Annotated in this window: 18 protein-coding genes; 5 read left to right on the top strand and 13 right to left on the bottom strand. The window is 64.7% G+C overall.

The genetic code is table 11. The annotated features are described in order from the left end of the window. Positions 1–12 precede the first annotated feature (12 nt). From hutU to hutC, 4 genes are all read left to right on the top strand, one after another. A complete protein-coding gene (gene hutU / locus KCX70_RS20495; protein WP_212618649.1) occupies positions 13–1695 on the top strand; it encodes a urocanate hydratase in 1683 nt (560 codons plus the stop codon). Beyond that, the gene (hutH, locus tag KCX70_RS20490) at positions 1692–3227 is read left to right on the top strand and encodes a histidine ammonia-lyase (RefSeq protein WP_212618648.1); all 1536 of its coding nucleotides are present in this window, start codon (positions 1692–1694) and stop codon (positions 3225–3227) included. The genes hutU and hutH overlap by 4 nt, the downstream gene beginning before the upstream one ends. 86 nt (positions 3228–3313) lie before the next feature. Beyond that, positions 3314–4654, top strand: coding sequence for a Na+/H+ antiporter family protein (locus tag KCX70_RS20485; RefSeq protein WP_102846867.1), 1341 nt, complete (start codon positions 3314–3316; stop codon positions 4652–4654). Between the two features lie 85 nt (positions 4655–4739). Beyond that, positions 4740–5483: a histidine utilization repressor gene (hutC, locus tag KCX70_RS20480; RefSeq protein WP_102852483.1), complete on the top strand. Its 744-nt coding sequence runs from the start codon at positions 4740–4742 to the stop codon at positions 5481–5483. A 34-nt stretch (positions 5484–5517) separates the two neighbouring features. On the opposite strand, the gene arcC is transcribed toward hutC, so the two are convergent. The 4 genes from arcC to arcD all read right to left on the bottom strand — a co-directional run bounded on the left by arcC (position 5518) and on the right by arcD (position 10335). Then, positions 5518–6441, bottom strand: coding sequence for a carbamate kinase (gene arcC / locus KCX70_RS20475; protein WP_212618647.1), 924 nt, complete (start codon positions 6439–6441; stop codon positions 5518–5520). A 45-nt stretch (positions 6442–6486) separates the two neighbouring features. Next, the gene (locus tag KCX70_RS20470) at positions 6487–7497 is read right to left on the bottom strand and encodes an ornithine carbamoyltransferase (RefSeq protein ID WP_212618646.1); all 1011 of its coding nucleotides are present in this window, start codon (positions 7495–7497) and stop codon (positions 6487–6489) included. 56 nt (positions 7498–7553) lie between these two features. Next, positions 7554–8810 carry an arginine deiminase gene (gene arcA / locus KCX70_RS20465; protein WP_212618645.1) on the bottom strand — a complete coding sequence of 419 codons (1257 nt, stop codon included), beginning with the start codon at positions 8808–8810 and terminating at the stop codon, positions 7554–7556. A 97-nt stretch (positions 8811–8907) separates the two neighbouring features. Continuing rightward, complete coding sequence (arcD, locus tag KCX70_RS20460) at positions 8908–10335, bottom strand: arginine-ornithine antiporter (protein WP_212618644.1); 1428 nt, start codon at positions 10333–10335, stop codon at positions 8908–8910. Between the two features lie 193 nt (positions 10336–10528). On the opposite strand from arcD, the gene KCX70_RS20455 reads away from it, so the two are divergent. Beyond that, the gene (locus KCX70_RS20455) at positions 10529–10891 is read left to right on the top strand and encodes a DUF5064 family protein (RefSeq protein WP_021206044.1); all 363 of its coding nucleotides are present in this window, start codon (positions 10529–10531) and stop codon (positions 10889–10891) included. A gap of 6 nt (positions 10892–10897) precedes the next feature. On the opposite strand, the gene KCX70_RS20450 is transcribed toward KCX70_RS20455, so the two are convergent. The 9 genes from KCX70_RS20450 to proC all read right to left on the bottom strand — a co-directional run bounded on the left by KCX70_RS20450 (position 10898) and on the right by proC (position 19133). Beyond that, a complete protein-coding gene (locus tag KCX70_RS20450) occupies positions 10898–11221 on the bottom strand; it encodes a DUF3392 domain-containing protein (RefSeq protein ID WP_021206043.1) in 324 nt (107 codons plus the stop codon). Positions 11222–11231: 10 nt separating this feature from the next. Next, positions 11232–12446, bottom strand: a complete 1215-nt coding sequence (hemW, locus tag KCX70_RS20445; protein ID WP_212618643.1) for a radical SAM family heme chaperone HemW — start codon at positions 12444–12446, stop codon at positions 11232–11234. Then, on the bottom strand, positions 12443–13039 hold the full coding sequence (gene rdgB / locus KCX70_RS20440) for an RdgB/HAM1 family non-canonical purine NTP pyrophosphatase (RefSeq protein WP_021206041.1): 597 nt from the start codon (positions 13037–13039) through the stop codon (positions 12443–12445). Before rdgB ends, hemW begins: the two co-directional genes overlap by 4 nt. Then, complete coding sequence (locus KCX70_RS20435) at positions 13036–13458, bottom strand: DUF4426 domain-containing protein (protein ID WP_212618642.1); 423 nt, start codon at positions 13456–13458, stop codon at positions 13036–13038. Before KCX70_RS20435 ends, rdgB begins: the two co-directional genes overlap by 4 nt. Positions 13459–13481: 23 nt before the next feature. Next, complete coding sequence (gene metW, locus KCX70_RS20430) at positions 13482–14081, bottom strand: methionine biosynthesis protein MetW (protein WP_021206039.1); 600 nt, start codon at positions 14079–14081, stop codon at positions 13482–13484. A 9-nt stretch (positions 14082–14090) separates the two neighbouring features. Further along, the gene (metX, locus tag KCX70_RS20425) at positions 14091–15230 is read right to left on the bottom strand and encodes a homoserine O-succinyltransferase MetX (protein ID WP_102846872.1); all 1140 of its coding nucleotides are present in this window, start codon (positions 15228–15230) and stop codon (positions 14091–14093) included. An 81-nt stretch (positions 15231–15311) separates the two neighbouring features. Next, positions 15312–17273, bottom strand: coding sequence for a dynamin-like GTPase family protein (locus KCX70_RS20420; RefSeq protein ID WP_212618641.1), 1962 nt, complete (start codon positions 17271–17273; stop codon positions 15312–15314). Between the two features lie 108 nt (positions 17274–17381). Beyond that, the gene (locus KCX70_RS20415; RefSeq protein WP_021206036.1) at positions 17382–17972 is read right to left on the bottom strand and encodes a YggT family protein; all 591 of its coding nucleotides are present in this window, start codon (positions 17970–17972) and stop codon (positions 17382–17384) included. 333 nt (positions 17973–18305) lie between these two features. After that, the gene (gene proC / locus KCX70_RS20410) at positions 18306–19133 is read right to left on the bottom strand and encodes a pyrroline-5-carboxylate reductase (protein ID WP_212618640.1); all 828 of its coding nucleotides are present in this window, start codon (positions 19131–19133) and stop codon (positions 18306–18308) included. Between the last annotated feature and the right edge of the window lie 10 nt (positions 19134–19143).

Below are 19143 nucleotides of genomic sequence, written 5' to 3'. Positions count from 1 at the left end.
GAGGAGCCTGAGATGACCCGTTTCCGCGACACCGAAATCCGCGCCGCCCGCGGTACCACCCTGACCGCCAAGAGCTGGCTGACCGAAGCGCCGCTGCGCATGCTGATGAACAACCTCGACCCGGAAGTGGCCGAGAACCCCAAGGAGCTGGTGGTCTATGGCGGCATCGGTCGCGCCGCGCGCAACTGGGAGTGCTTCGACAAGATCGTCGAGGTGCTGACCCGCCTGGAAGACAACCAGACCCTGCTGATCCAGTCCGGCAAGCCGGTCGGCGTGTTCGAAACCCACAAGGACGCGCCACGGGTGCTGCTGGCCAACTCCAACCTGGTGCCGCATTGGGCCAATTGGGAGCATTTCAACGAACTGGATCGCAAGGGCCTGGCCATGTACGGCCAGATGACCGCTGGCAGCTGGATCTATATCGGCAGCCAGGGCATCGTCCAGGGCACCTATGAAACCTTCGTCGAGGCTGGCCGCCAGCACTACGGTGGCGACCTCAAGGGCCGCTGGGTGCTGACCGCCGGGCTGGGTGGCATGGGCGGCGCGCAGCCACTGGCCGCGACCCTGGCCGGCGCCTGCTCGCTGAACATCGAGTGTCAGCAGAGCCGTATCGATTTCCGCCTGAAGACCCGTTACGTCGACGAGCAGGCCACTGATCTGGACGATGCCCTGGCGCGCATCGACAAGTACACCGGTGAAGGCAAGGCGATTTCCATCGCGCTGTGTGGCAACGCCGCCGAAATTCTTCCCGAGCTGGTGCGCCGCGGCGTGCGCCCGGACATGGTGACCGACCAGACCAGCGCCCACGACCCGCGCCATGGCTATCTGCCGGCCGGCTGGAGCTGGGACGAGTACGTCGCTCGCGGCAAGACCGAAGAAGAGGTGGTGGTCAAGGCCGCGCGCCAGTCCATGGCCGTGCACGTGCGGGCGATGCTGGACTTCCAGAAAATGGGCGTGCCGACCTTCGACTACGGCAACAATATTCGCCAGATGGCACTGGAGGAGGGCGTCGACAACGCGTTCGACTTCCCCGGTTTCGTTCCGGCCTATATCCGCCCGCTGTTCTGCCAGGGCATCGGCCCGTTCCGTTGGGTGGCGCTGTCCGGCGACCCCGAGGACATCTACAAGACCGACGCCAAGGTCAAGGAGCTGATCCCCGATGACGCTCACCTGCACAACTGGCTGGACATGGCCCGCGAGCGCATCAGCTTCCAGGGTCTGCCGGCGCGCATCTGCTGGGTCGGCCTGAAGGATCGCGCGCGCCTGGCCCAGGCATTCAACGACATGGTCGCCAGCGGCGAACTGAAGGCGCCGATCGTGATCGGCCGCGATCACCTGGATTCCGGCTCGGTGGCCAGCCCCAACCGCGAAACCGAGGCGATGCAGGACGGCTCCGACGCAGTCTCCGACTGGCCGCTGCTCAACGCCCTGCTGAACACCGCAGGCGGCGCGACCTGGGTCTCGTTGCACCATGGCGGCGGCGTCGGCATGGGCTATTCGCAGCATGCCGGGGTGGTCATCGTGGCGGACGGTACCCCCGAAGCTCGCCTGCGTCTCGGCCGTGTACTGCGCAACGATCCGGGCACCGGGGTGATGCGTCACGCCGATGCCGGCTATGACATCGCTATCGATTGCGCCCGCGAGCAGGAACTCGACCTGCCGATGGTCGGCGCGAACCAAGGAGCCCAAGCATGAGCCTGTTCACCTTCAACCCCGGCACGCTGAGCCTGGCCCAGCTGCGTGCGGCCTATCAGAGCCCGCTGCAGCTGCGTCTGGACGAAAGCGCCCATGCCGCCATCGAAGCCAGTGTCGCCTGCGTCAACGCGATCATTGCCGAGGACCGCACCGCCTACGGCATCAACACCGGTTTCGGCCTGCTGGCCTCGACCCGCATCGCCAGCGAGGACCTGGAAAAACTGCAGCGCTCGCTGGTGCTGTCGCATGCCGCCGGCATCGGCGAGCCGCTGGACGACGCCATGGTGCGGCTGATCATGCTGCTCAAGATCAACAGCCTGGCGCGCGGCTTTTCCGGTATCCGCCTGAAAGTGATCGAGGCGCTGATCGCCATGATCAATGCCGAGGTTTACCCGCACATCCCGCTCAAGGGCTCGGTCGGCGCGTCCGGTGACCTGGCGCCGCTGGCGCACATGTCGCTGGTGCTGCTCGGTGAAGGTCGGGCGCGTCATAACGGCCAGTGGCTGGCGGCGCCGGAGGCGCTGGCGATTGCCGGCCTTGAGCCGATGACCCTGGCCGCCAAGGAAGGCCTGGCGCTGCTCAACGGCACCCAGGTGTCCACCGCCTATGCCCTGCGTGGGTTGTTCGAGGCCGAGGACCTGTTCGCCGCAGCGACCGTCTGCGGCGGCCTGACCGTCGAGGCGGCCCTGGGTTCGCGGGCGCCCTTCGATGCGCGCATCCACGCCGCTCGCGGTCAACGCGGGCAGATCGACGCGGCGGCGGTCTATCGTCATCTGCTCGGCGACAGCAGCGAAGTCGGCCGTTCCCACGAGGCTTGCGACAAGGTGCAGGACCCGTATTCGCTGCGCTGCCAGCCCCAGGTCATGGGCGCTTGCCTGACCCAGCTGCGCCAGGCCGCCGAGGTGCTGGCGGTGGAGGCCAATGCGGTTTCGGACAATCCGTTGGTATTCGCCGCCGAGGGCGACGTTATTTCCGGGGGCAACTTCCACGCCGAACCGGTGGCCATGGCCGCCGACAATATTGCCCTGGCCATTGCCGAAATCGGCGCGCTGAGCGAGCGGCGCACCTCCTTGATGATGGACAAGCACATGTCGCAGTTGCCGCCGTTCCTGGTGGCCAACGGTGGGGTGAACTCCGGCTTCATGATCGCCCAGGTCACCGCTGCCGCCCTGGCCAGCGAGAACAAGGCCCTGGCGCACCCGCACAGCGTCGACAGCCTGCCGACCTCGGCCAACCAGGAGGACCACGTGTCCATGGCGCCGGCGGCGGGCAAACGCCTGTGGGAGATGGCCGCCAACACCCGCGGCGTTCTGGCCATCGAGTGGCTCGGTGCTTGTCAGGGGCTGGACTTCCGCGAGGGGCTGAAGAGCTCGCCGTTGCTCGAGCGGGCGCGCCAGGCATTGCGCGCCAAGGTGCCCTACTACGTGGAAGACCGCTTCTTCGCGCCGGACATCGCCGCGGCCGACGCCCTGCTCGCCGAGGGCGTGCTGAGCCCGCTGCTGCCGGCCGGGATATTGCCTTCTCTGAACTGAATCGCTGAATCGCTAACGTTTCCTCGGCCTACCGGCCGGGGAACGCTGTGCGCAGAAAACAACAATAAAAACCGAAAGGAACTCAAATGAATTCAATTGTTCTGGCGGTGCTGGCCATGGTCACGCTGTCGATGATGCGGGTCTCGGTGGTTTTTGCCCTGGTGATCTCCGCGGTAATCGGCGGGCTGACGGCGGGGATGCCTATCGAGGCGATCATCGAGGCCTTCAACGAGGGGCTCGGCGGCGGCGCCTCGGTGGCCTTGGCCTACGCCACCCTGGGCGCGTTCGCCGTGGCCCTGTCGCGTACCGGCATTGCCCAGCGGCTATCGGCCCGGGTGGTCGAGCATCTGGGGCACAGCCGACACAAGACGGGTGAGCTGGCGCTGGTCAAATGGGGCATGTTGACCTGCCTGGTGCTGGCCGGTTTCGCCGCCGAGACGGTGATTCCGGTACATATCGCCTTTATCCCGATCCTGGTGCCGCCGTTGTTACACGTGATGAATCGGCTACAGCTGGACCGGCGGTTGACCGCCTGCGCGATCACTTTCGCCATCACCGTCACCTACATGGCGCTGCCGATCGGCTTTGGCACCATCTTTCTCAACGACATCCTGATCGGCAACGTCAACCAGGCCGGCGCGGCCCAGGGCTTGACGGTCAGCCGCGAAATGGCGCCCCAGGCCATGGCGATCCCGGCGCTGGGCATGGTCCTCGGGCTGGTGATCGCGGCGTTCAGTTATCGCCGCAAACGGGTCTACCAGGAGCTGCCGATCGCCGGCGAGCATCTGCGCAACAACGCCGAGCCATTGAGTGCGCGTCAGCTCGGGCTGATCGTCCTCGCCCTGCTGCTGGCGCTGGGCGTGCAGTTGTGGAGCGGTTCGATGGTATTCGGCGGCCTGGTCGGCTTCGCGGTGATTTCCATCAGCGGGGTGATCCGCTGGAATGAGCAGGACGACGTCTTCACCCAGGGCATGCGCCTGATGGCACTGGTGGGGTTCATCATGATCGCCGCGGCCGGCTTCGCAGCGGTGATGAAGGCCACCGGAGAGATCCCCAATCTGGTCAGCAGCTCGGCGGAGCTGATTGGCGACAACCGCGGCATGGCGGCCCTGATCATGCTGCTGGTGGGGCTGTTGATCACCATCGGCATCGGCTCGTCGTTCTCCACCGTGCCGATCATCGCCTCCATCTATGTGCCACTGGGGCTGGGATTCGGTTTCTCGCCGCTGGCGATCATTGCCCTGGTGGGTACCGCCGCGGCGCTGGGTGATGCCGGTTCGCCGGCTTCGGACTCGACCCTAGGGCCTACTGCGGGGTTGAACGCCGATGGCCAGCACGACCACATCTGGGACACCGTGGTGCCGACCTTCCTGCATTTCAATCTGCCGCTGATCGCAGCCGGCTGGCTGGCGGCGATGCTGCTCTGAGCCGCCTGCACGCTCGGGTCCCTGCACCTCGGCCACGGCGGACGTTATCATCCGCGCATCGCGCGTCGACATTAAGGGGGCCTGAGTGGCCAGCAACACACCTCGCTACCGGGTCATCGAGCAATATCTGCTCGAGCGCATCAGCGCCGGGGATTTTCCGGTCAATCACCAGATTCCCGCCGAGGAGCAACTGGCACGGGATTTCGGCGTCAGCCGGATGACCGCCAACAAGGCCATCCGCGACCTGGTGCAGAAGGGTTACCTGATCCGCCAGGCCGGGCTCGGCACCTTCGTCACCGATCGCAAGGCCGAGTCTTCGCTGCACGAGGTGCTGAACATCGCCGCCGAGGTCCGCGGGCGCGGCAACGAATACAGCAACCTGATACTGCGCTGCGAGGCGATCGAGGCCGATGACGAGGTCGCCCTGCGGCTCGGCGTGCGAGTCGGCACGCCGACCTTTCACAGCATCCTGGTGCACCGCGAAAACGGCCTGCCCATCCAACTGGAGGATCGCTACGTCAACCCGCGCTGGGTGCCGGATTACCTGCAGACCGATTTCGCCCGGCACACGCCCAACGAGGTGCTGGTGGCGGCCTGCCCGATCTCCGATGTGGAGCATGTCGTCGAGGCCGTGCTGGTCGATCGCCAGACCGCCGAATGGCTGGCCATGGACCCGGCGACGCCGTGCCTGAGCATGATCCGCCGCACCTGGTCGGAGGATCACCTGATCAGCTACGCGCGGCTGATCCACCCTGGGGATCGCTACAAGCTGCGCTCGTCGCTGGGGCCGCGTGACTTCGCCTCGGCCTCGCCGCGACGTGGCAGCTGACGCCTGCGTCGCGACCATGCCCGGGCGTGTCGGGCTAGTCCGGTCCGCTCGCCGCCAGGCTGATGCGGGTCCCCGCCTGCCCCTGGACGATCGCCTCGATATCACCGAGTGAGCCGATGACCGCCGTCCTGCCGGTGTTGCGCGCGAATTCGCAGGCCGCCTGAATCTTCGGTCCCATCGAACCGGCTGCAAAACCCAACCCTTCCAACTGGTCGGGATGGGCCTCGGCGATGCGCCGCTGCTGCGCTGTGCCCCAGTCCAGATAGGCGCCGTCGACGTCGGTGGCGATCACCAGCAGGTCCGCCTCGAGCTGCTCGGCCAGCAGCGCGGAGCAGAGATCCTTGTCGATCACCGCCTCGATGCCGTGCAGTTTCCGCTCCTGGTCATAGACCGTCGGGATGCCGCCGCCACCGGCGCAGATGACCACCGCACCTTTTTCCAGCAACCAGCGGATTGGCCTGATTTCGAAGATGCGCTTCGGTCGCGGGCTGGCCACCACGCGGCGGAAGTGGTCGCCGTCCGCTGCGATGCTCCAGCCCTTCGCCGCGGCCAGACGTTCAGCTTCTTCGCGGCTGTAGACCGGGCCGATCGGCTTGCTCGGCTGTGCGAGGGCCGGATCGTTCGCGTCCACCTCGACCTGCGTCAGCAAGGTGGCGAAGGGCACCTCGACGGGCAGCAGGTTGCCCAGTTCCTGCTCGATGATGTAGCCGATCATGCCCTCGGTTTCCGCCCCGAGGACGTCCAGCGGATAGCTGGGCACGTCCGTGTAGGCGGCGCCCTGCAGGGCAAGCAGGCCAACCTGCGGGCCGTTGCCGTGGGCCACGACCAGCTCGTTGCCCGGGGCGATCCGGGCGATCTGGGCGCAGGCGGTCCGGACGTTCTCGCGCTGGTTTTCAGCGCTCAGCGGCTCGCCTCTGCGAAGCAGGGCATTGCCACCCAATGCGACGACGATACGCATGCTGCAATCCTCCACGGCGCCCGCACGGGGCGGGCGCCGAATCGTTCAGATATCGGCCAGGGTCGAGACCAGGATCGCCTTGATGGTGTGCATGCGGTTCTCGGCTTGCTCGAAGGCGATGCACGCCGGCGACTCGAAGACCTCCTCGGTTACCTCGATGCCGTTGGCCAGGTGAGGGTACTGGGCTGCGATCTGCTTGCCGACCTTGGTCTCGCTGTTGTGAAACGCCGGCAGGCAGTGCATGAACTTGGTCCGAGGGTTGCCGGTGGCCTGCATCAGGGCCGGGTTCACCTGATAGGGCAGCAGCTGCTCGATACGCTCGGCCCAGGCCTCGACTGGTTCGCCCATCGACACCCAGACATCGGTATGCACGAAATCAACGTCCTGCACGGCGGCCTGCGGGTCCTCGGTGAGCAGCAGCCGGGCGCCACTCTGTTCGGCGAATGCACGGCAGGCGTTGACGTGCTCTTCGCTCGGCCACAGCGCGCGTGGTGCGGCGATGCGCACGTCCATGCCCAGCTTCGCGCCGATCAGCAGCAGCGATTTGCCCATGTTGTTGCGGGCGTCGCCCAGATACGCATAGCTGATCTGATGCAGCGGCTTGTCGCAGTGCTCACGCATGGTCAGCACGTCGGCGATCATCTGGGTCGGGTGATACTCGTCGGTCAGGCCGTTGTAGACCGGCACCCCGGCATAGCGGGCCAGTTCCTCGACCACGTCCTGCTTGAAGCCACGGTACTCGATGGCATCGTACATGCGGCCGAGCACCCGGGCGGTGTCCTTCATGCTCTCCTTGTGGCCGATCTGCGAGGAGTTCGGGTCGATGTAGGTGACGTTGGCGCCCTGGTCATAGGCGGCCACCTCGAAGGCGCAACGGGTGCGGGTAGAGGTCTTTTCGAAGATCAGCGCGATGTTCTTGCCCTTCAGGTGCTGGCGCTCGGTGCCGGTGTACTTGGCACGCTTGAGGTCGCGGGAAAGGTCGAGCAGGTAACGCAACTCGCGTTCGCTGTGGTGCATCAGGCTGAGCAGGCTGCGGTTGTGAATGTTGAAAGCCATGGTCAAGCGTCCTCTGTGCAGGTCGCCGGCGCGCGGCCGGCGGCATGATCGGTTGATCAATAGTCGAGTGCGTCGCGCACGATCGGGCAGGTCATGCAGTGGCCGCCGCCACGGCCGCGGCCCAGTTCGCTGGCGCTGATGGTGATCACCTCGACGCCGGCCTTGCGCAGCTGCGTGTTGGTGAAGGTGTTGCGGTCGTAGCCGATGACCACGCCGGGCTCCAGGGCGACCACGTTGTTGCCGTCGTCCCACTGCTCGCGTTCGACCTCGTAACTGTCGCCGCCGGTTTCGACCACACGCAGCGCCGGCAGGCCGAGGGCTTCGGCGACCACCTGCAGGAAGCCTGCGCTTTCCCGGCGCAGGTCGATGCCGCCCGGCTTGCTTTCGTCAGGCCGCAGGCTGAAGGCGACGATGCCGTTGACCACCTCTGGGTAAATGGTCACCAGATCGCGGTCACAGAAGCTGAACACGGTGTCCAGGTGCATGGCAGAGCGTGAGCGCGGCAAGCCGGCGACGATGACCCGTTCGGCGGCGCCCTGACGGAACAACGACTGCGCCAGCTGGCCGATGGCCTGGCGTGAGGAGCGCTCACCCATGCCGATGAGGACCACACCCTTGCCGATCGGCATGACGTCGCCGCCCTCGAGGGTGGCCAGGCCATGGTCGAGCTCCGGGTCGCCGTACCAGACCTTGAAGTCCTGCCCGGCGAACTGCGGATGGAAGCGGTAGATGGCCGCCGTGAGCAGGGTTTCTTGACGCCGCGCGGTCCAGTGCATGGGGTTGAGCGACACGCCACCGTAGATCCAGCAACTGGTGTCGCGGGTGAATATCGTGTTCGGCAAGGGCGGCAGGATGAAGCTGGAGTGGCCGAGATAGTCGCGGAACAGGCTGACGATCTCGCCGCTGTGGGTGCCCGGTAGATCGCTACCCGACACACCGCCGATCAGGTATTCGGCCAGCTGTCTCGGCTGTTGCTCCTCGAGCCAGGCGCGCACCTCGTTCTGCAGGCCGACGCCGACCTGATTGGCGGTGATCTTGTGGTCGAGGATCCATTGGCGGGCTTCAGGATTTCCCAGCGTCTCGGTGAGCAGGTTGTGCATTTCCAGCACCTCGACGCCCCGTTCGCGCATCTTGCTAACGAAATCGAAGTGGTCGCGCTTGGCCTGGCTAACCCAGAGCACGTCGTCGAACAGCAGCTCGTCGCAGTTGGCCGGGGTCAAGCGCTGGTGCGCCAGGCCGGGTGAGCAGACCATCACCTTGCGCAGTTTTCCGGCTTCGGAATGGACGCCCAGCGGCATCGGTTGCGGGTTCATGGCAGTTCTCCTTCAAAGAGGCCTCGCACCTGTGGGTGCTCGGCGACAGGCCACCGCTCGTGACGGTGGCGGCATGTCCGGGCTTTCGCCCCGACGGTCAGAGGGACAGGAAACCGGTGTAGAGCCCGTAGGCCGCGATGGCGGCGCCGATCAGCACCGCTGCGAAGATCGCCTTCTCCAGCGCACTGAATACCGGTTGGCCACGCTCATGCTTGGCCTTGGCGAAGAACAGTGCGCCGGGGGCATACAGCAGGGCGGAGAGCAGCAGGTACTGCACACCGCCGGCATAGAGCAGCCAGAGCGCGTAGAGCGTGGCGACGATCGCGATCGCCAGGTCCTTGCGCCGTTCGCCGGGCTGGCCTTCGTAGCTTTCACCCCGCAGCCCGACCAGGACGGCGTAGGCGGCGGACCAGAAATACGGCACCAGGATCATCGAGGTGGCCAGATAGAGCAGGCTCAGGTAGGTCGAGGCGTTGAACAGGGTGATGATCAGGAACAGCTGGATCAGCCCGTTGGACAGCCACAGTGCATTGGCCGGGACGTGGTTGGCGTTTTCCTTGCGCAGGAAACTCGGCATGGTGTGGTCGCGGGCGCCTGCGAAGAGAATCTCGGCGCACAACAGCGTCCAGGAGAGCAGGGCACCGGCCAGCGATACCACCAGCCCGACGCTGATCAGGATCGCACCCCAGCGCCCGACCGCCTGCTCCAGCACACCGGCCATCGAGGGGTTTTTCAGGCCGGCCAGTTCAGCCTGGTTCATGATGCCCATCGACAGAACGTTCACCAGCACCAGCAAGGCCAGCACGCTGACGAAGCCGATCACCGTCGCCTTGCCGACGTCACTGCGTCGCTCGGCGCGCGCCGAATACACGCTGGCGCCCTCGATGCCGATGAACACCCAGACGGTCACCAGCATCATGTTTCGCACCTGTTGCATGACGCTGCCGAGCTCGGTATTGCCCTGGCCCCAGAAGTCAGCGGTGAAGACGTCCAGGCGAAACGCCACGGCGGCGATCACCACGAACAGCAGCAGCGGTACGATCTTCGCGATGGTGCTGATCAGGTTGATGAAGGCGGCCTGCTGGATGCCGCGCAGCACCAGCATGTGCACGCCCCACAGCACCACCGAGGCGCCGATGACCGCTGGCAGGGTATTGCCCTCGCCGAATATCGGGAAGAAGTAACCGAGCGTACTGAACAGCAGGACGAAGTAGCTGACGTTGCCGATCCAGGCGCTGATCCAGTAACCCCAGGCGGAGGAAAAGCCCATGTAATCGCCGAAGCCGGCTTTGGCATAGGCGTACACGCCGGCGTCGAGCTCGGGCTTGCGGTTGGCCAGGGTCTGGAAGACGAACGCCAGGCTCAGCATGCCGACCGCGGTGATCGCCCAGCCGATGAGAATGGCACCCGCGCTGGCGCTGGCTGCCATATTCTGTGGCAGGGAGAAAACTCCGCCGCCGATCATCGATCCCACTACCAATGCCACTAACGCACTGAGTTTCAGTTGCCTCGGATTCCCGGCCATGACCTTGTCTCCTCAAGGATGGTGTAACTGGAATCCATTGAATGCCTACGTCCGGGAAGCGGTCATGACGGGCGTCAACAAAGGTCAGGAATGGCGATGTCAGCATCGGTCCGGCGTTGGAGCACTGCCTCAGGCGGCGGAAAGGTGCCGTCCCAGACACGGTGCATGGCGCAAGTAGCTATCAGGAGGATCTATGTTCAGACCGGGTCACGCGGAAGTCAGTCGACTGGCTTCGCCAGGCCTTCCCGGGTTCCACCTCGTCCTCGACTACCATGTCGAAGGACCGGAGAACAAACCGGAGTGGGCCTGCTTTCATCTACATGGGCATGTCGATGAAACGCCGATCGACGAGCATTTCTCGATGCACCGGGACGTGGCGTTCAACTTCATGCAGCGCATCCACCAATGCTTGCGCAAACGAGGTGTGAACCTGCATGCCGATGTGCTGTTCGGCTTCCATGCCGACTACGATCCGCTGTTCGAGGATCTGCGCCACCAGCTGCACGGCACGCCCGGGGAACCGGTGGATCTCGATCGGTTTTTGCGCGAGGAGTGACGCCGCTCAGTTGCGGTCGGCCACCACGCCGATGATGAACAGCAGGAGCAACAGCACCGGAGCCAGGGTGTAGTTGTTGAACTGGGCCAGGCCCTTGGCCAGCCAGGGGCTCAGGTAGATGATGCCCAGGCCGTAGACCACGGCGCAGAACACCACGAAGGCGAGCGTGCGCAGGACGAAATTGAGGCCGCCGATGTTCTTCTGGACCCAGGCGTTGAGCGCCGGCCCGAACAGCACGAACAGGGTCGCCATGACCGCCAGCGAGATGTCGAACAGATGATGCCGGCTCCAGCGCGACAGGGTGGCGATGAGGTCGAGTACAAGATCCATGCGGGGGTCCTTAGGGCAGGAAAAGCTGCAGCAGGTCGTTGAGGAATAACTGGCCCTTGGCCGTGGCGACCAAGCGCTGCGGATCAGGCTCCAGCAGTCCACGCGCTTCGGCCTCGTGGCGGCCCTCGGCGAGCTGCGTCGTCGACAGGCCGGTGCGTCCAGTGAACAGTGCTGACGGAACGCCGTCGGTGAGGCGCAGCACATTCATCAGAAATTCGAAGGGCAGCTCGTCCGGTTCGAGCAGCTTGTCTCCCGCGCGGAAGCGTTTTGCCGGGTCGAGGTAGTCCTTGGGTAGGCGCGTCTTCCAGTGGCGACGGATCTGTCCGTCGGGACTGCTGGCCTTGCCATGGGCGCCGGCACCGAGGCCGAGGAAGTCGCCGAAGGTCCAGTAGTTGAGGTTGTGGCGCGCCTGGCGTCCGGGCTGCGCATAGGCCGAGGTTTCGTACTGCCGGTAGCCGTGTTCGGCGAGCAGTGCCTGGCCCGCCTCCTGGATATCCCACAGTGTCTCGTCCTCGGGAAGCGTGGGCGGTCGGTTCCAGAACTCGGTGTTGGGTTCGACCGTGAGTTGATACCAGGAAAGATGCGTCGGCTGCTGGGCGATGGCGGTGCGCAGGTCGCCGAGGGCATCGTCCAGGCTTTGCTGGGGCAGGCCGTGCATCAGGTCCAGGTTGAAGTTGTCGAAGCCGGCCGCGCGCGCCATGTCCGCGGCGCGCACCGCTTCGTCTCCATCGTGGATACGCCCCAGTGCTTTCAGCTTGTCGGCCTGGAAGCTCTGCACGCCAATCGAAAGGCGGTTGATTCCCAGGCTGCGGTAGTCGCGGAATTTCGCTTGCTCGAAGGTGCCCGGATTGGCTTCCAAGGTGATCTCGATGTCGTCGGCAAAGCCGATCCGCTGTTCCAGTCCCTCGAGAATCCGGCCCAGCGCCTGGGCCGAGAACAGGCTCGGCGTACCGCCACCAAAAAAGATCGAGCTGAGCGCGCGCCCCTGCGCCTGATCCAGATCGCAGTCCAGATCGGCCAGCAATGCCGCAACATAGGCGTCTTCGGGTAGCGACGGGCCGGCTGCATGCGAGTTGAAGTCGCAGTAAGGGCACTTGCGCACGCACCAGGGGATATGGATGTAGGCCGCCAGCGGCGGCAGCTCGAAGCCGGGAGCTGGAAGCTGGAGGCTGTCCGTGCGCTCTTCGTTACCAGCGTTCGGCTTCTGGCTTCCGGCTTCGCTCATGCGATGCCCAGGCGATGCTTGAGCAGGGCCATGGCGCGGGCGCGGTGACTGATCTGATTCTTGTCCTGCGGGGCCAGCTCGGCGCTGGAGCAGTTGCGCTCGGGCACCCAGAACAGCGGGTCATAGCCGAAGCCGTGCTCGCCCTGAGGGGCATGCAGGATGCGGCCATGCCAGAGCCCCTCGCAGAGTATCGGCAGCGGATCCTCGGCATGGCGGACCAGTGCCAGGGCGCAGACGAACTGCGCGCCCCGCTCGGCATCCGGCACTTCGCGGAGCGCATCGAGCAACTTGGCATTGTTCGCCGCATCGCCCTGGCCGTCCGCGTAACGAGCCGAATAGATCCCCGGCGCGCCGCCGAGATGATCCACGGCCAATCCCGAGTCGTCGGCCAGCGCAGGCAGACCGGAAACCCTGGCGGCATTGCGCGCCTTGAGGATGGCGTTCTCGACGAACGACAGCCCGGTCTCTTCGGGTTCCACGTCGCTGAACTCGCCCACCGAGCGCACGCGAATCGCGTGGCCCAGCATGGCTTGCAGTTCCTTGAGCTTGCCGGCGTTGTGGCTGGCCAGCACCAGTTCGTTGAAAGGCATCATTCGTCCGGGAAAAATTCTTGAGTGAAATCGAAATCGATCGGCGCAGCCCCACTAGGCCGCACGTTCAGATTGAAGCGCAGGACCTCGCGTGACTCGAAGGGAAATTGCGCGAGGTAGTAGATGGCCTCGTCGCCTTCCTTGAGTTGCTTGAAGGTCAGGGGATAGTCCTGCCCGAGCAGGTTCTTGACCGAGCCGCTGACCTGCGCGGCCACCGGTTTGCCGGCCTTGAGCACCGAGACGTTGACCACGCCCTGAGTCTTGCTGCGCACCAGGCCCGCCGCAGCGGCTATGTCCGGCTGCAGGAAGCTCGAATTGAAGGCGATGTAGTGGACGTCGTGCTCGCCCACGCTGTGTTTGCGCTCGGCCAAGGCGGGCAGCGCCAGCATCAGGGTGAGCATGCCTATCAGGATGGATTTCATGGTTTCCTCCAGCGATGAAGCGATCAGCGAGCAGGCCCGGCAACGCGATAGATGCCGATCTCTCCGATCAGGTTGGGCCACAGGCGGCTCGCCACGCCGTGCTTGTGATGACGGTCGACCGCCAGCCGCTCGAGCACCCGGGCGCCGAGCTCGCGACAAAGCCGCTCGAAATCCTCGAAGGTGCAGAAGTGGATGTTCGGCGTGTTGTACCAAGTGTAGGGCAGGAATTCCGAGACCGGCATGCGGCCCTTGCTGGCCAGATACCAGCGGCAGCGCCAGTGGCCGAAGTTGGGAAAGGTGATGATGCATTCGCGACCGACGCGAAGCATTTCCTTGAGCAGTTCGTCCGGGTAGTGAACGGCCTGCAACGCCTGGGTCATGACGACCATGTCGAAGCTGTCGCTGGCGAAATTGCCCAGGCCCTTGTCCAGGTCCTGCTCGATGACGTTGACGCCCTTGTCGATGCAGGCGGCGATGTTGTCCGGGTCGATTTCCAGGCCGTAACCGCTGACCTGCTTGTGGTCGCGCAGCCAGGCCAGCAGTTCGCCATTGCCGCAGCCGAGGTCGAGCACACGGCTACCGGCCGGTATCCAGTCTTGGATGATGTCCAGATCGGCGCGCATGTGGATTCCTTATAGAACGATGCGGTTCATGTAGCCGCGAAACGCTTGCAGATAACGGGGAATGGGAATGAGGAAGGCGTCGTGGCCCTGTGGCGCGTCGACTTCCAGGTAACAGACGTTCTTGCGTGCGGCCATCAGCGCATCGACGATCTCGCGCGAGCGCTCCGGCGAGAAGCGCCAGTCGGTGGTGAAGGAAATCACGCAGAAGTCTGCCTTGGCTGTCGACAAGGCTTGTGCCAGGTCATCGTCGAACGCGGCGGCCGGGTCGAAATAGTCCAGCGCCTTGGTCATCAGCAGGTAGGTGTTGGCGTCGAAGCGGCTGGAAAATTCCTCGCCCTGGTAGCGCAGGTAGCTTTCGACCTGAAATTCGACGCTGTTGAAGTCGTAATTGAGCTTTTCGCTCTTCAGGCCGCGGCCGAACTTGGTGCCCATGGCGTCATCGGACAGGTAGGTGATGTGGCCGACCATGCGTGCCAGCATCAGCCCGCGCTTGGGAATCACGTTCCGCTCGAGGAAATGCCCGCCATGGAACTCCGGGTCGGAGAGGATCGCCTGGCGAGCCACTTCATTGAAGGCGATGTTCTGCGCCGACAGCTTGGGTGCGGACGCGATCGCCACGCAATGGCGCACGCGCTCGGGGTAGCTCATCGTCCATTGCAAGGCCTGCATGCCACCGAGGCTGCCGCCGACCACGGCGGCCCACTGTTCGATGCCGAGGACATCGGCCAGCCGCGCCTGGCTGTTGACCCAGTCCTCCACCGTCACGACAGGAAAATCGGCGCCGTAGGGGTTGCCGGTCTGCGGGTTGATGCTGCTGGGGCCGGTCGAGCCGTTGCAGCCGCCGAGGTTGTTCAGGCTGACCACGTGGAAGCGGTTGGTGTCGATCGCTTTGCCCGGCCCGATGCAGCTGTCCCACCAGCCCGGCTTGCGTTCATCCATGTCATGGAAACCGGCCGCATGGTGGTGGCCGGATAGCGCGTGACAGATCAGCACGGCGTTGCTGCGCGTGGCGTTCAGCTCGCCGTAGGTCTCGTAGACCAGCTGGTAGTCGTGGAGCGTGCGGCCACAGGCGAGTGCCAGCGGCTCGGCAAAATGCTCGACCTTCGGACTCACCAGACCAACGGAATCGGCTGGAATAGCTGTGGGCATCGACCCTGGCTCGTACTGGAAGAAGGCGGCAAAGTCTAAAGGTTAGCGCGCCTCAATTCATCCTCAATCGCAACGCACCGGTCAACCCAGGCTGGCACTGGTCAGGCTGACCACCTTGCCCTGGCGGCGTAGCGGTGCCGGGCGCCGCAGTACGCGAAGCATTTCGCCGGCTTGTGCCAGCTGCTGCTCCAGCTCCACGCCGTAACGTGCCAGGAGGCGGCCACGCTGGCTGTTTTGCTGGCTGTCCTGGGCCAGGCTCTTGAGCTGAAGCATGTGGGCTTCGAGCTGTTGCTTGTGCTCCAGCGAATGTTGCATCAGCGGCATCAGCGCTTCGCCGGCCCATTGCTCGGCTTCCTGGCGCAGCCTTTGGTGCATCGCGATGACCTCCTGCACCAGCGTGGCGAAGAAACGGCGGGTCAGTGTGCGCTGTTCGGTGAGCAGCGTCTTGAGCTGCAGACGGAACTGGTCGGCCTTGTTCTGCAGGCCCTTGAGCTGGTGCTGATAGGCGGCGAGCCGGAACAGTGGGGCGTCGATGCCATGCAACGGGTTCTCGTCGTTGTGACGGCGGTAGATCGCCGAGACCATCTTGTTCGCCAGTGCCGCTTCGTGTTCGAGGGCGCCGAGGTCCTGCTCCACCGAGCGGAAGAAGTGCAGGATGCTCAGGTTGATGCCCAGCGTGGTCAGGCTACCGGTCAGGCTGCGGCGCAGGCGTGCCAGGTGTTCTTCCAGGCGCTCGGCGCGCACGGTGCCACGTAGCAGCTCGCCCTGGCGCTGCAGCAGGCGCTGGTTGGTCTTGAGCTGCAACAGGCGCTTGTGATGCTGGTTGTGATCGTGACGCGTGCGTGCGGTCAGCTCCAGCAGCAGCTGGCCACTATCCTGCCGACGGCCTTCGAGCAGTTCGCTCTGCGCGCGCACCTTGGCCAGGCGCTGCGTCAGGATGTGCTGGCTGTTGTGCAACAGCGCGAGCACCTGGCGTACGACCTGCTGCTCGAGCAATTGCTCTTTCTGCGCGAGGATACGCTCGCAAAGCAGGTTCTCCAGCGCCAGGAGCCGGCTGCGTTGCAGTAACCCCTGGTCACCGCGGATCTTGGCCAGCAGGGCCTGCTTGGCCGACAGCGGCAGGACGTCATCCTCGGCGATGCCCAGCTGTTGCGCGGTGGTGGCTTGCATCCGCTGAATCGCGTCATCGACGAAGGCATCGCCGGCTACGTCGTCCCAGAGGACATCGATCTTGTTCAGAACGGCGAACAGGCGCTGGCGGTCACCGTCGTCCAGTTGCCGGATGTGCTGCTCCCAGATGTTCATGTCACTGGCGGTCGCGCCGGCATCGGCGGACAGGAGAAAGATCACCGCCTGGGCGCTCGGCAGCATTGACAGGGTCAGCTCCGGCTCGCTGCCCAGCGCGTTGAGGCCGGGCGTGTCGAGGATGCGCAGGCCTTGGCGTAGCAGCGGGTGATCGAAGTTGACCATCGCGTGGCGCCAGGCCGGCACCAATACCTCGCCGGGGATGTCCGCGTTTTCCAGCGTGTCGGGGTGGAAACCGAGCTGGATAGCTCGCTCCACGGGCATGGACTTGACGGCGGCGACCTGGGTGAAGGCTTCCACCATGCCGTCGGGATTCGCCGTGTCCAGCGGCAGTGTCAACCAGAGGAGCGGATTGCGCTTGAGCTGAGCGATGCTGGTGTCTTCCAGGCGCGACTCGATGGGCAGCAGACGGATATAGCTGCGCTCCGCCCGGGGATCGAAAAACAGCTCGGTTGGACACATGGTGGTGCGCCCGGCCCGTGACGGCAGGATGCGCTGGCCATAGCCCGAGAAGAACAGGGCGTTGATCAGCTCCGTCTTGCCTCGGGAAAATTCGCCGACGAAGGCCAAGGTGATGTGATCGGTGCGCAGCAGCTTGAGCGCGCGGTCCAGTCTGGCCTCGACCGCCTCGGAATTGAGGCGGTTGTGCGCCAGCCAGCTGCGATAACGGGTGATCTCGCGGACCAGGTCACGCTTCCAGGTGACGTAGGCATCCACTTGCCGGTCGAGTCGTTCCATGATCCTGGTGTGTCCTGATAGGCGAATCAGGCGATTATCCCAGTCGCCTGGTGTCGGTCAATCGAGCCGTTGTGAACCAGTGCCCAAAGTGCGCAACCGGAGGCCGCTTCAGATCAGCGAACGAAGGATGTTGGGCATGTGCGTCATCATGGCCAGGTTGTTGATAACCAGCATGTCCAGCAGCTTGATCGCGAGAAAGGCGAAGATCGGCGAAATGTCCAGTCCGCCCATGTTGGGTAAGAGGCGACGGAAGGGCGCGAGCGCCGGCTCGCAGATCTGGCTGACCAGTTGCGCGCCCGGATTGTGGCTGCCGGGGGCGACCCACGACAGAATCACGCTGATGATCAGGGCGTAGAAGAAGATATTGAGGAACAGCCCGGTGACCCCGATGATCGCCCAGACCAGCAGCTGCAGGGGATTGCCGATGGTTCCGTAGGCGATCATGAGCACGGCGCCCATTAACAGCAGTTGAACGATGATCGCCAACAGAAGCGACGACAGATCGAGCCCACCGATGCTTGGAATCACCCGGCGCAACGGGCGCAACAAGGGGTGCGTGGCGCGTACGATGAACTGGCTCAGCGGGTTGTAGAAATCGGCCCGAACCAACTGCAGGATGAAACGCAAGAGAACGATCAGCAGGTAAAGGCTGCCGAGCGTCTGAACGATTAGGATCAGGGCTTGCGAGAGTTGCGACATGAAGGCTCCTTAGGAACTGTTGAGGTTTCGTCGCGAGCCGCGCTGCAGCGCCGAGAGGCGCTAGGCAAAGCGCGGGACGCAGGTAATGGTTGTGCCCTTGCCAAGTCCTGCAGCGCCGACTGGTTCGATTGCGTTGTGCAGCCTGTGCGGCTCTATACGAAGGGCCGGATCTGTTTTGGCGCGGTGCGGCGTCATTCGTCGCTGATTTGGACTGGCCAACTTCTCTCCCATGCAATTCCCATATCCAGCGTTAACGCCGCAAGGCCGTCGGCGGCGCCGCGGCCCGGTTCTTCTCGAACCACGGCCCGGCGCCCCGCAAAAGATCAACGGACCCTACTTGCCCAATTGTTCGGCAAGTTCGGCCGAGCGGCGTGCGGCGGCTTCCATTGCCTGTTGAACCAGCGCCTCGAGGCCGCCTGCCTGAAAGGCTTTGATCGCCGCCTCGGTGGTTCCGTTCGGTGAGGTGACACGGCGCCGCAGTTCGGCAGCCTCAACGTCGCTTTCACAGGCCATCCGCGCGGCGCCCAAGGCGGTATGCAGGGTCAGTTCCGCTGCGGTATCGCGCGGCAGACCAAGCTGTTCGCCGGCGGCCGTCATGGCTTCGATCAGCAGGAAGAAATACGCCGGGCCGCTGCCGGACACTGCGGTCACCGCATCGATCAGCTCCTCGCGGTCCAGCCAGAGCGCCAGACCCACCGCCGACAGCAGCTGTTCGGCCTGACGTTTCTGCTCGTCACTGACTGCTGCATTGGCGAACAGACCGCTGACGCCCTGGCGCAGAAGTGCGGGCGTATTGGGCATGCAGCGCACGATCGCCCGTGGCGTATCGGCGCCCAGCCATTGCTGCAGGCTGGCGCAGGTGATCCCGGCGGCGATCGATACGATCAGTTGATTCGCTTGCAGATGCGGAGCCAGGTCGCGACAGACGGTCTGCATCACCTGCGGTTTGACCGCCAGCACCACCACGTCGGCACCGGCAACGGCCTGGGCATTGTCGGCGAAAGTGTCGATGCCGTGAACGTCATGGAGCTCGGTGCGTCTGTCCGCGCCGGGGTCGCTGGCGCAAATGGCGGAGGCAGGAAGGCCCTGGGCGCGTAGCCCACCGATCAGGCTGGCGGCCATGTTGCCGCCGCCGATGAAGGCGATACGGGGAGTGCTCATGCGAAATGTC

The organism is Stutzerimonas stutzeri (genome assembly GCF_018138085.1).
Lineage (GTDB): Bacteria > Pseudomonadota > Gammaproteobacteria > Pseudomonadales > Pseudomonadaceae > Stutzerimonas > Stutzerimonas stutzeri_AI.
Note: the sequence above shows the minus strand (reverse complement) of the source record. Positions and strands in the feature narration are given on the sequence as shown.

What these genes read in the sequence shown, in the direction of transcription:
- hutU (WP_212618649.1), top strand. Translation starts at nt 13, where the DNA reads ATGACCCGTTTCCGCGACACCGAAATCCGCGCCGCCCGCGGTACCACC.
- hutH (WP_212618648.1), top strand. Translation starts at nt 1,692, where the DNA reads ATGAGCCTGTTCACCTTCAACCCCGGCACGCTGAGCCTGGCCCAGCTG.
- KCX70_RS20485 (WP_102846867.1), top strand. Translation starts at nt 3,314, where the DNA reads ATGAATTCAATTGTTCTGGCGGTGCTGGCCATGGTCACGCTGTCGATG.
- arcC (WP_212618647.1), bottom strand. Translation starts at nt 6,441, where the DNA reads ATGCGTATCGTCGTCGCATTGGGTGGCAATGCCCTGCTTCGCAGAGGC.
- KCX70_RS20470 (WP_212618646.1), bottom strand. Translation starts at nt 7,497, where the DNA reads ATGGCTTTCAACATTCACAACCGCAGCCTGCTCAGCCTGATGCACCAC.
- arcA (WP_212618645.1), bottom strand. Translation starts at nt 8,810, where the DNA reads ATGAACCCGCAACCGATGCCGCTGGGCGTCCATTCCGAAGCCGGAAAA.
- arcD (WP_212618644.1), bottom strand. Translation starts at nt 10,335, where the DNA reads ATGGCCGGGAATCCGAGGCAACTGAAACTCAGTGCGTTAGTGGCATTG.
- KCX70_RS20455 (WP_021206044.1), top strand. Translation starts at nt 10,529, where the DNA reads ATGTTCAGACCGGGTCACGCGGAAGTCAGTCGACTGGCTTCGCCAGGC.
- KCX70_RS20450 (WP_021206043.1), bottom strand. Translation starts at nt 11,221, where the DNA reads ATGGATCTTGTACTCGACCTCATCGCCACCCTGTCGCGCTGGAGCCGG.
- hemW (WP_212618643.1), bottom strand. Translation starts at nt 12,446, where the DNA reads ATGAGCGAAGCCGGAAGCCAGAAGCCGAACGCTGGTAACGAAGAGCGC.
- rdgB (WP_021206041.1), bottom strand. Translation starts at nt 13,039, where the DNA reads ATGATGCCTTTCAACGAACTGGTGCTGGCCAGCCACAACGCCGGCAAG.
- KCX70_RS20435 (WP_212618642.1), bottom strand. Translation starts at nt 13,458, where the DNA reads ATGAAATCCATCCTGATAGGCATGCTCACCCTGATGCTGGCGCTGCCC.
- metW (WP_021206039.1), bottom strand. Translation starts at nt 14,081, where the DNA reads ATGCGCGCCGATCTGGACATCATCCAAGACTGGATACCGGCCGGTAGC.
- metX (WP_102846872.1), bottom strand. Translation starts at nt 15,230, where the DNA reads ATGCCCACAGCTATTCCAGCCGATTCCGTTGGTCTGGTGAGTCCGAAG.
- KCX70_RS20420 (WP_212618641.1), bottom strand. Translation starts at nt 17,273, where the DNA reads ATGGAACGACTCGACCGGCAAGTGGATGCCTACGTCACCTGGAAGCGT.
- KCX70_RS20415 (WP_021206036.1), bottom strand. Translation starts at nt 17,972, where the DNA reads ATGTCGCAACTCTCGCAAGCCCTGATCCTAATCGTTCAGACGCTCGGC.
- proC (WP_212618640.1), bottom strand. Translation starts at nt 19,133, where the DNA reads ATGAGCACTCCCCGTATCGCCTTCATCGGCGGCGGCAACATGGCCGCC.